The 8,979-nt window shown below is 46.7% G+C and carries 9 protein-coding genes; 5 read left to right on the top strand and 4 right to left on the bottom strand.

From position 1 onward, the window contains the following. On the bottom strand, window positions 1-552 hold a 552-nt coding region (locus tag ACOJTG_RS11045), incomplete at its 3' end, for a hypothetical protein (protein ID WP_420153856.1). Window positions 553-743: 191 nt separating this feature from the next. On the opposite strand from ACOJTG_RS11045, the gene ACOJTG_RS11040 reads away from it, so the two are divergent. After that, window positions 744-2,009 carry a sensor histidine kinase gene (locus ACOJTG_RS11040; RefSeq protein WP_420153855.1) on the top strand — a complete coding sequence of 422 codons (1,266 nt, stop codon included), beginning with the start codon at window positions 744-746 and terminating at the stop codon, window positions 2,007-2,009. A 20-nt stretch (window positions 2,010-2,029) separates the two neighbouring features. Continuing rightward, window positions 2,030-2,704 (top strand): response regulator transcription factor, encoded by a 675-nt coding sequence (locus ACOJTG_RS11035; protein ID WP_420153854.1) that lies wholly within the window; start codon window positions 2,030-2,032, stop codon window positions 2,702-2,704. Window positions 2,705-2,707: 3 nt separating this feature from the next. On the opposite strand, the gene ACOJTG_RS11030 is transcribed toward ACOJTG_RS11035, so the two are convergent. From ACOJTG_RS11030 to ACOJTG_RS11020, 3 genes are all read right to left on the bottom strand, one after another. After that, window positions 2,708-3,637 (bottom strand): phytanoyl-CoA dioxygenase family protein, encoded by a 930-nt coding sequence (locus tag ACOJTG_RS11030; RefSeq protein WP_420153853.1) that lies wholly within the window; start codon window positions 3,635-3,637, stop codon window positions 2,708-2,710. A gap of 26 nt (window positions 3,638-3,663) precedes the next feature. Next, a complete protein-coding gene (locus ACOJTG_RS11025) occupies window positions 3,664-4,545 on the bottom strand; it encodes a beta-1,6-N-acetylglucosaminyltransferase (RefSeq protein ID WP_420153852.1) in 882 nt (293 codons plus the stop codon). A 191-nt stretch (window positions 4,546-4,736) separates the two neighbouring features. Further along, entirely contained in the window at window positions 4,737-5,501 is a 765-nt protein-coding gene (locus tag ACOJTG_RS11020) for a porin family protein (protein ID WP_420153851.1), read from the bottom strand. Here ACOJTG_RS11020 and ACOJTG_RS11015 point away from each other — a divergent pair. The 3 genes from ACOJTG_RS11015 to ACOJTG_RS11005 all read left to right on the top strand — a co-directional run bounded on the left by ACOJTG_RS11015 (window position 5,500) and on the right by ACOJTG_RS11005 (window position 8,939). Next, window positions 5,500-6,525 carry a gliding motility protein gene (locus ACOJTG_RS11015; protein ID WP_420153850.1) on the top strand — a complete coding sequence of 342 codons (1,026 nt, stop codon included), beginning with the start codon at window positions 5,500-5,502 and terminating at the stop codon, window positions 6,523-6,525. The genes ACOJTG_RS11020 and ACOJTG_RS11015 overlap by 2 nt on opposite strands. 65 nt (window positions 6,526-6,590) lie before the next feature. After that, complete coding sequence (locus tag ACOJTG_RS11010) at window positions 6,591-7,034, top strand: hypothetical protein (RefSeq protein WP_102201599.1); 444 nt, start codon at window positions 6,591-6,593, stop codon at window positions 7,032-7,034. 87 nt (window positions 7,035-7,121) lie between these two features. After that, complete coding sequence (locus tag ACOJTG_RS11005; protein ID WP_420153849.1) at window positions 7,122-8,939, top strand: ABC transporter ATP-binding protein; 1,818 nt, start codon at window positions 7,122-7,124, stop codon at window positions 8,937-8,939. The last annotated feature ends 40 nt before the right edge of the window (window positions 8,940-8,979 follow it).

Below are 8,979 nucleotides of genomic sequence, written 5' to 3'. Positions count from 1 at the left end.
AATAAGCACATCGTTAGGGTCCGTTTTGGCTTTCATGATCAGGGCAGTCTGTAGATTTTTGATGCCTTTATCCGTTACTTCACCCGAAAAAATCCGGATTTGCGTAGCCGTATATGGGTCTTCGTCGCCGTCCTCTGAGTGGCTAACGATTTCAGAAAAGAGCGTAAACTTATTTCCGGAACCTGCCAGAAAAGCCCCTTGCCCCGAGCCATTCGTACTGCCTTTCAGGTCAACTTTTACGCTGAGATTTTCCTGATCCTGGTTTGAAAACCGGATTTCCAGGTCTTCAAATTCGTATCCGGCTTCGTAGGAATCCTCCTCTCCGTACGGACTTACCAATTCGTGCGGGGAGGAAAGGTAAATTCCTTCAATAACGGGTGGGCTGGTACCCTCGTTGAGATTCAGGCCCCGGCTTCGCAGCTCATCGATCATTTCTTTTGAAACCAGATTCTGGATGTTTTCGGAGAAACCCTTGCCGACTTCCTCTTCTTTTTGACAGCTTAGCGTCAGACTTAGTAGAGCAGCGATTACGGCGTAATGCAGTTTTTTCATGATAAGACGGAAATTAAGGATTGAAGGTTGAACTGACCGATTAGTCGCACAATCGAAGGCCAGGGAAACAGGAGGGCGTAATATTTTCCGGAAAGAATTCGATTGAATCCGAATCCAATGATCCGGTACTGAAGACGTTAATGAAATGTTAAGGTTCAAAAGCCTGACGGATTCCGTGTTACTTTTGTCCTATGTCTAGTCGTACGCTTCGCATATTCACCCTGTTATCCGTGCTATTGTTGCTCGGACTAGCTCTGGTGCAGTTTTACTGGTTTCGGAAAGCGTATCAGTTGGAAGACCGTGACTTTGATCAGCGGGTGACGACGGCTTTACGCGTAGTGTGTCGCCGGATGATTGACTATAATAACCGTCCGAATACGTTGCCGATTCGTCCGGTGGAACGGGTAACGGCTAACTATTACACCGTACAGATTAACGATCAGATGGATCCTTCTGCTTTGGAGGTGTTTCTGCGGCAGGAGTTTTCCCGGCACGATCTGAAAGCCAACTTTGAATACGGCATCTACGACTGCGAACAAAGCCAGATTCAGTACGGCGGATTTGTGTGCCATACGCCCAATTGCGACGCTACGAAAGCGGCTCAGTTTTCGTTTCCTAAAATATCCGGTCAGAATTATTACTTCGGCGTTTATTTTCCCGAGAAGCGGGGATATGTACTGGATGAGTTGAAGCTCTGGACGATTTCATCCATCGCTATTCTGCTGGTTATTCTCTTTTTCAGTTACGCTTTATACGTTATTTTCAAACAAAAGCGGCTGTCGGAATTGCAAACCGACTTTGTCAATAACCTGACGCACGAATTCAAAACGCCCCTTTCAACGATCCTGATTTCTACCGATGTACTGTCCCGACCCAATCAGTCCAGCGAGCGACTGGCCAGTTACGCGGGCATTATTCGAAAGGAAGCACTGCGTTTGAAACAGCAGGTAGATACGGTGCTACAGACGGCTCAGAGTCAGCAACAAAGCCTGCATCTGGAAAGGGTAGAAGTTCACACCACCTTACACGAGTTACTGGAACGATTGGAACCCCGTATTCAGGCTGAACAGGGGACGCTTACCCTGGCTCTGGAAGCCACACAAACGCAAATTCGGGTGGATGTGCTTCATTTTACCAATACCCTGCATAATTTGCTCGATAACGCGATCAAATACTCCGCTCAGGCTCCGGCATTGCTGATTCGTACTCGCAACGAAAAGCAACACCTGTATATTGAAATCGAAGACCAGGGGATTGGCGTTCCCAAAGAATACCAGACCCGCCTGTTCGATAAGTTCTTTCGCGTGCCTACCGGTAATGTACACAACGTCAAAGGCTTCGGCCTGGGTTTGTATTACGTAAAAACCATGACGGAAGCCATGGGCGGAAAAGTACGGGTAGACAGCGAAGCCGGGCAGGGCAGTCGCTTTACTTTAATCTATCCGATCGTTGGATAGGGACTCAATGGTAGCAACGAATGGTACGGGTATTACTGGTAGAAGACGATGAAACACTGGGCTTTGTAGTACAGGACAATCTGGTACAGGAAGGCTACGCAGTAGACCTGCAAACGGATGGAAAAGCGGGCCTGCAAGCCTTTACGGTAGGTACGTACGACGTTTGCCTGCTGGATGTCATGCTTCCTGAAATGGATGGTTTCACATTGGCCGAGCAAATCCGCTCCAGGGGTAGTCAGGTTCCCATTATTTTCCTGACGGCCCGTTCATTGAAAGAAGATCGCATTCGTGGGTTCAAACTGGGCGGTGATGATTACCTAACCAAGCCTTTCAGTATGGAAGAGCTGGTCTTACGAATCGAGGCTATTCTGCGGCGGATGGAAGTGCGAACCCCCGAAAGCTACCTGCTGAACTTTGGGGCCTATCAGCTCGATACCCGAAATAGACGCCTGTCTTGCGGCGACTTCTCCATTCATCTAACCGCCCGTGAAACGGATTTACTAAAGATGCTGGCCGGACGAGCCAATGAAATTATTCCCCGGGATGAGATACTGGTTCGGCTCTGGGGCAAGAGTGATTACTTCCTGGGTCGGAGTCTGGACGTTTTCGTGAGCCGTCTACGCAAATACCTCAGTCAAGATAAAACCCTACGCCTGGTGAGTGTGCACGGCGTAGGGTTTCGGTTGGAAGTGTGAGGCTTAGCGATTCAACTTTCGCTTCAGGTTTCGAACCAGCCCTTCAATCGAGTTTTTGTAATCGGTGAAAGGGCTCAATCCGGTGCGGCCTACCAGAGTGTCTCCTAAATAGCGATTTTCTACAATCTGCCCCGTCAGAATATTGGTAGGTCTTCGCATATACATTTTATCGATGACCACGTCCGACCAGATGGGCGAATAATAGATACAGTCATTAAAGTAGTAATGCGTAACCTGACTGTGACGGGAAGCTCCTTCTCTTAAAATAGGTTCACCGCCGTGTAATAAGGTAGCAGCCCAAATAAGTGCCTGGCCTTTCTTTACTTTAAAAATTTCTTTTTTATGGCCAGTAGCCGCAATCAACTTATGGATAAACTTTTCATATTCTAAATACTGATTGTATTGATTCACGTCTTTAGAACCTTGTAAGCCTACATCCGCCATGTCATAATAGGGAAGTTTCTGGCTACCCGGATAGTAATGAAGCGGCCCGTTTGTTTCATCAATATCTTCTAAAGCTACCCAAACGCCACACATGAAACGTTCGGGTATGGAATGGAAATGAATGGCATCACTGTGCGTCTTTTGCTGAGATCCTACCCGAAAATTTAGGGTTTGAAAAGGGAAAGGTTCCCGGCGATACAAGATTCGCAGCATATCCAGAATCTTCGGACAGCCCGCTATATCTTTTACTAACGGTGTGATATTCCAAGCATCCTGTAAGCGGGGAGAAGTATAGTGCGGTTGCAGTAATTCAATAATGCGATCAAAGGTGCTTTCGGGTAAATCTGTATCCAGAATAAGATAGCCCTTCTCGGCAAAATGCCTGACCTGTGCTTTGGTTGCTTCGTCCAGATTCGATTGTTCAAGCTCCAGTTCAAAAAAAGGAGAATCAATCCAGGGAAGATTCATTGGGTAAACTTCTTGATTCATAGAGAGTAATATTAAGGTGTAGGTATTTAAATGGACTGGTCAAGTCGATTCATAAGGGAAACACTAGCAGGGAAATCAAACTTGCGAGCAAACAATAATTCAGATTGGATTAACGCTTCGAAATCACTCTCAACCAGCGGATGTCCGTACTTTTCAAGGGGGCGATTCCAATGCGTAAAAGTTTGATTTGTATTACTAATAGGATCAATTAAATCAGCCGGAGCATTGACTAGAATGGTTTGGTAAAATGCCTCGTCTGGACATAAAGCATAGGAAAAGTATTTCTCCATAGCTGGATTTTTTTTACAAAAATCAATCAGATAAAGGCAGGTTTTGCGAGTTAAGCGAACCCAGTTTGAACCAAAATAGAGGGAATAGCCTAAGGGATTGCTATTCGGTAATGGAAATTGACCGCTGGCTTTTAAAACAGTATCTTTTACTCGGTTTAGTAAAGTGTGACCATCGCTTGGATATTTGATAATCAACTTCTTCGTTAAAAAAAAGTAATAGCGGTTATACCGGCTCAGGTGCTGTTGTAAGTGCGGTTGTTCGAAGGAGTAGTAACTCAGAAAATTCGTTTTCGGGTGTTCAAACCAGAATTTTCTCAGCATATCATTACTGACTAATGGGTAGTCCTGAGCACTTAGCAATACAATTCGATGCGTTTCAGGATTCGTCTTTAGCCATTGCTTAATACCAGCCAGGTTTGACTTTATAAAGGAGTAAGATCCCCATTGACTGACGTAACGCTCCTGAACAAAACTAACATTGGGGAAACTGGATACGGCTCTTTCGAAATCAGTGCTGTCTACACTTTTATCAATCGAAATTAAAAAATTACAGTAATCAGCTTGCAATCGTTCAATGAGGCGTTTGAGTTGTTCGGGATTTTTATGGGCAAATATCAAGTACGTACAACTAGACGTAGCCATTGCGGAATAAATAGGAAGTGCGGATTCGGAGGCTAAGTTAGGAATAAGTTTAAAAACATCAAGGCGTCAATTACAATTGACGCCTTGATGTTTAAAATTTGTAAGATTAGAACAGAATTTTAACGAATGTATAGCTTATTAATTTATTGTTATTTCTAAAATAGTATTTAAAACTTATACGCTAAATCCAGAAAGAAACAGTTGCTTTTGATCGATAAGTCACGATCCCGGTAAATATTAACTAGTCCGCGTTGGTAGCTCAATCCAAATGCCAGGGCATCACTGCCACTGAGTGCGTATTCACCTCCGCCCGCCAGCAGTAAATTTACGTCTCCAAATCCAAAAGATCGGCTTCGATCTTTCGAGTCATTATAGAGAAACAACGCATTTAAGGGACGATTGATGGGTTTCTCGGACAGTTTCAGATCCGCTACACCCCCAAATTGTACAAAGAGGCGGAGACGATCCGCGACTTCATTGGTGAGTAACTTGAACGTAACCGGAAGCTGCAAATACTGAAGGTTAAACTGAGAGGTCGTCGCCGAGCCTGGTGGGGTCAAATTACTTAAGAACGTCGCCGAATTACGTACATTCACCCGTTTCACTGTATACCACAAGCCCGTACTAAAGGCGTATTTATCAGTAAAAAAGAAATCAGCGATGGGTCCTAGACTGAGCCGAACGCCTGCTCCGTTATTATCAAAGGAGCTGTATTCACCGGCACTTTCAATGCGATGACCACTAATGAATGGGGAAACTTTAAAACCCATTTGTACGCCGCTGGGACGATACCGAACCAGGCCCCGATCTTCGCGATACTTTTCCCGAACCGGGCGGTACTGAGCGGTAGCTGTAAAGGAAAGAGTGAATAAAAGCCCCAACAGGAGATTTTTTTGCGTAATTTTGCTCGATTTTTTGAAGGTCTTTTTCATGAGAAAAATTTTGATTATCAGCTTCTTGGCTGGAATCTTGGGTACTTTTGCCGCGTGTGAGTCGTCTACAGAGTCAGGTCAGCATACGCTGAAAACGCTGCCCGGAGCCGATACCATCCAGATTCATTTGGCGATCGAACGGCTGGATTCTTCACTTTTTACCTGCTCTTCCAAGGAAGAGGTCAAGCACTGGCTGGATACGCATCCCGGTTTTGTAAACAACTATTTCCCGAAAAATGAGTTCCAGGACCGTAATCAGCTCGTTACCGAACTGCACCGGAGAGTAAACGAACCAAGCCTGCGGGAATTTTATAAACAGGCTCAGGAAAGTTTTCAGAACTTCCAGCCCCTACAGGCCGATTTGCGAACCGCTTTCCGGAACATGAAGGCTTACGATCCCAAATTCCGAACGCCACGCGTGCAACTGGTTTTTACCGGTTTTATGGGCCCCGACCTGATGGTCAGCGACAGCGTACTCGTCATTGGCATTGATTACTTCATGGGTCCTAAAGCCAAGTATCGGCCTGACGTATACGCTTACCAGCTCTGGCGATACACGCCCCAGGCCCTGGTCCCGCAAATGCTGTTCATCGCATCAGAACCTTACGTGAAAAGTGATCCGAAGGACCGTACGCTACTCGCAGAAATGATTAACTACGGAAAAGGCTACTTGTTTGCTCAAACGATGCTTCCTCAGACGCCCGACAGTTTGCTGATTGGCTATACGGGAAAGCAACTCGCAGAAACTGAAATAGCTCAGGATTTGGTATGGGGCCATTTTATCGATGAAAAACTTTTGTACGAAACCAATCCGAACAAAAAAATTCGTTACCTGGGGGATCGCCCGCAAACGCCGGAGATTGGGCCGCGTTGCCCGGGCAGTATCGGGCGTTGGCTGGGCTGGAAAATCGTTCGCTACTATCAGGATAACAATCCGGACGTTTCTCTGAGAGAACTGATGACGAATACAAACGCCCGGCAACTACTGGAAGCTTCGAAATACCGGGGCCAGACGGAACAATAAATTTTTTTTTTACCTTATCCAATAAAGCTATTTTATTCCATCAGAAAGGATGAATAGCCACACGTATGGTTATACTGTTTGTTTTTGCTTTTGTTGTATTACTGGGACTGGGCGGTATTGTCTTCTTTATCGTTACGCTATCGCAGGGAGAGTCCATGCGGGAAGGTCGCCTGAAAAAGTTGACGGCTGAACGCCCATCACTCGACGAGGCTTCCTTTATACAGGATCTGGTGAATCGGGGTTACGATGAATCGCTGGTTCGAAAACTGTACTCGGAATTAGGATGGTATTTATCCGAACACCCTGGCTTTGGACTCAACCCTTCCGACAATGCCGAGAAAGATTACTGGATGCCGAGTGAAAACGTGAAAGATTTGATTGAACGCCTTTTTGCTCAGGTACAGGGCCGGCGTCCGCTCATGGCCGACTGGGCCGCCTGGGAACAGCGTACGGGGAAAGCTCCCGTAGCGGTGCTGGAAAACATGCTCCGCTTTGCGACCAACCGCTAAGCACGATTACTACCGTCTCATTTACACATACTCTATAGATTGCTGAGAGGCTTCGGCTGTTCCTGGCATTTTGCATCACTACCACTTATGGCTAAACGGCAAAGTTCCTTTGGCGAAGAGCCCGCTGCTGAAGACAAGAAAAAAGTAAACCGGGCGGGTATAAATAAAACATTACACGTATTCCGTTTTGTCAAGCCGTACAAGGGCCTGTTCATTATTGGATTGATTTTCCTGGCCCTGTCGCAATTGACGATGATGGCTTTCCCGCTGATGATTCGCGAGATTGTGGCCGTACTGGAGAAGAAATCGCAGTTTACGCTCAATCAGGTATTGCTGGCTTTGTTTGCGGTGCTGGTAGGACAGGCGATTTTTTCGTTTGCCCGGATTTACTTCTTTACCCGCGTTAGTGAGCGATCGATGGCCGATGTACGCAAGAATCTGTACTCGAAGGTAGTTACCTTACCCATTCGTTTCTTCGAACAGCGTCGGGTAGGGGAGTTGATGAGCCGCATGACTTCCGATGTTTCGCAGTTGCAGGATGTCTTGACCATCACGCTGGCCGAATTACTCCGGGGCGTAGCTACGCTGGTGATCGGTATCTTTATTATTGTTACGATTTCCTGGAAGCTTACCTTATTTATGCTGGCGACGTTTCCCCTACTAATTGTCGCGGCAATGGTCTTTGGCAAGTTCATTCGTAAGATGTCCAAGCAGGCCCAGGATCAACTGGCGGCGGCGAATGTGGTGGTTGAGGAAACGTTACAATCCATCAATATCGTAAAAGCCTTTACGAACGAACCCCTGGAAGTAAAACGGTATACAACGGCTCTGGACCGGGGCGTTGCCATTGCCCTGAAAGCGTCCATGTACCGTGGTGGCTTTGTATCTTTTCTAATTTTTACCCTTTTCGGTGGAATCATTGGTGTGGTGTGGTACGGAGCAACGCTGGTACTCAACGGTGAGATGATTATGGCCGATCTCTTCGGCTTTGTCTTATATACCGCTTTTATTGGTGGATCGGTGGGTGGACTAGGGGACATGTACGCCCAGGTACAGAAAACCATTGGAGCCTCGGAGCGGATTCTGGAAATTCTCGAAGAGAAATCAGAAGTAGAAACGGAACAGACGGGAGCCCTGACGAAAGTAGATCTGGAAGGGACCATTGAATTCCGGAATGTGGAGTTCAACTATCCGTCCCGCCCCGATATTCAGGTACTTAAGAAGATCAACTTACAGGTACACCGGGGGGAGAAAATCGCTTTGGTAGGTTATTCCGGAGCTGGTAAATCGACGATTGTACAATTGTTGATGCGGTACTATACGCCGCAGAGCGGTCAGATTCTGGTGGATGATCAACCCATTCAACAATATTCCATTCCGGGCTACCGGAGCCACATGGCGGTTGTACCCCAGGAAGTGATGTTATTTGGCGGAACCATTCGGGAAAACATCGAATACGGTCGTCCGGGAGCTACGGACCAGGAAATTGTGGATGCGGCTCGGAAGGCCAATGCCTATGACTTCATTACTTCATTCCCCGAAGGTTTTAACACCCTCGTTGGGGAGCGGGGCGTGAAGCTTTCCGGTGGACAGCGGCAACGCATTGCCATTGCCCGGGCCATCTTGAAAGATCCGGCGATTCTGATTCTGGATGAAGCGACTTCTTCGCTCGATGCTGAATCAGAAAAACTCGTACAGGATGCGTTGGATCGATTGATGGAAAACCGCACGACGATCATCATTGCTCACCGATTGGCTACGATTCGCAACGTCGATCAGATTTATGTACTCCAGCAGGGCGAAATCATTGAACAGGGGACGCACGAGGAATTATCGCTGATGGAAGAAGGTTTATACAGCGGACTCGTAAAGTTGCAGTTTGAAAATGCCGTAAATTCGAATTAACGTTTCGGACTGGAAATCCGGTCCTTGAAACCTTACTAAT

The sequence above is a fragment of the Siphonobacter sp. genome (assembly GCF_048595215.1).
Taxonomy (GTDB): Bacteria; Bacteroidota; Bacteroidia; order Cytophagales; family Spirosomataceae; genus Siphonobacter.
The sequence above is the reverse complement of the archived record's forward strand: the minus strand, read 5'-3'. Positions and strand labels throughout refer to the sequence as shown.

What these genes read in the sequence shown, in the direction of transcription:
- ACOJTG_RS11015 (WP_420153850.1), top strand. Translation starts at nt 5,500, where the DNA reads ATGAGAAAAATTTTGATTATCAGCTTCTTGGCTGGAATCTTGGGTACT.
- ACOJTG_RS11040 (WP_420153855.1), top strand. Translation starts at nt 744, where the DNA reads ATGTCTAGTCGTACGCTTCGCATATTCACCCTGTTATCCGTGCTATTG.
- ACOJTG_RS11010 (WP_102201599.1), top strand. Translation starts at nt 6,591, where the DNA reads ATGGTTATACTGTTTGTTTTTGCTTTTGTTGTATTACTGGGACTGGGC.
- ACOJTG_RS11005 (WP_420153849.1), top strand. Translation starts at nt 7,122, where the DNA reads ATGGCTAAACGGCAAAGTTCCTTTGGCGAAGAGCCCGCTGCTGAAGAC.
- ACOJTG_RS11030 (WP_420153853.1), bottom strand. Translation starts at nt 3,637, where the DNA reads ATGAATCAAGAAGTTTACCCAATGAATCTTCCCTGGATTGATTCTCCT.
- ACOJTG_RS11020 (WP_420153851.1), bottom strand. Translation starts at nt 5,501, where the DNA reads ATGAAAAAGACCTTCAAAAAATCGAGCAAAATTACGCAAAAAAATCTC.
- ACOJTG_RS11035 (WP_420153854.1), top strand. Translation starts at nt 2,030, where the DNA reads ATGGTACGGGTATTACTGGTAGAAGACGATGAAACACTGGGCTTTGTA.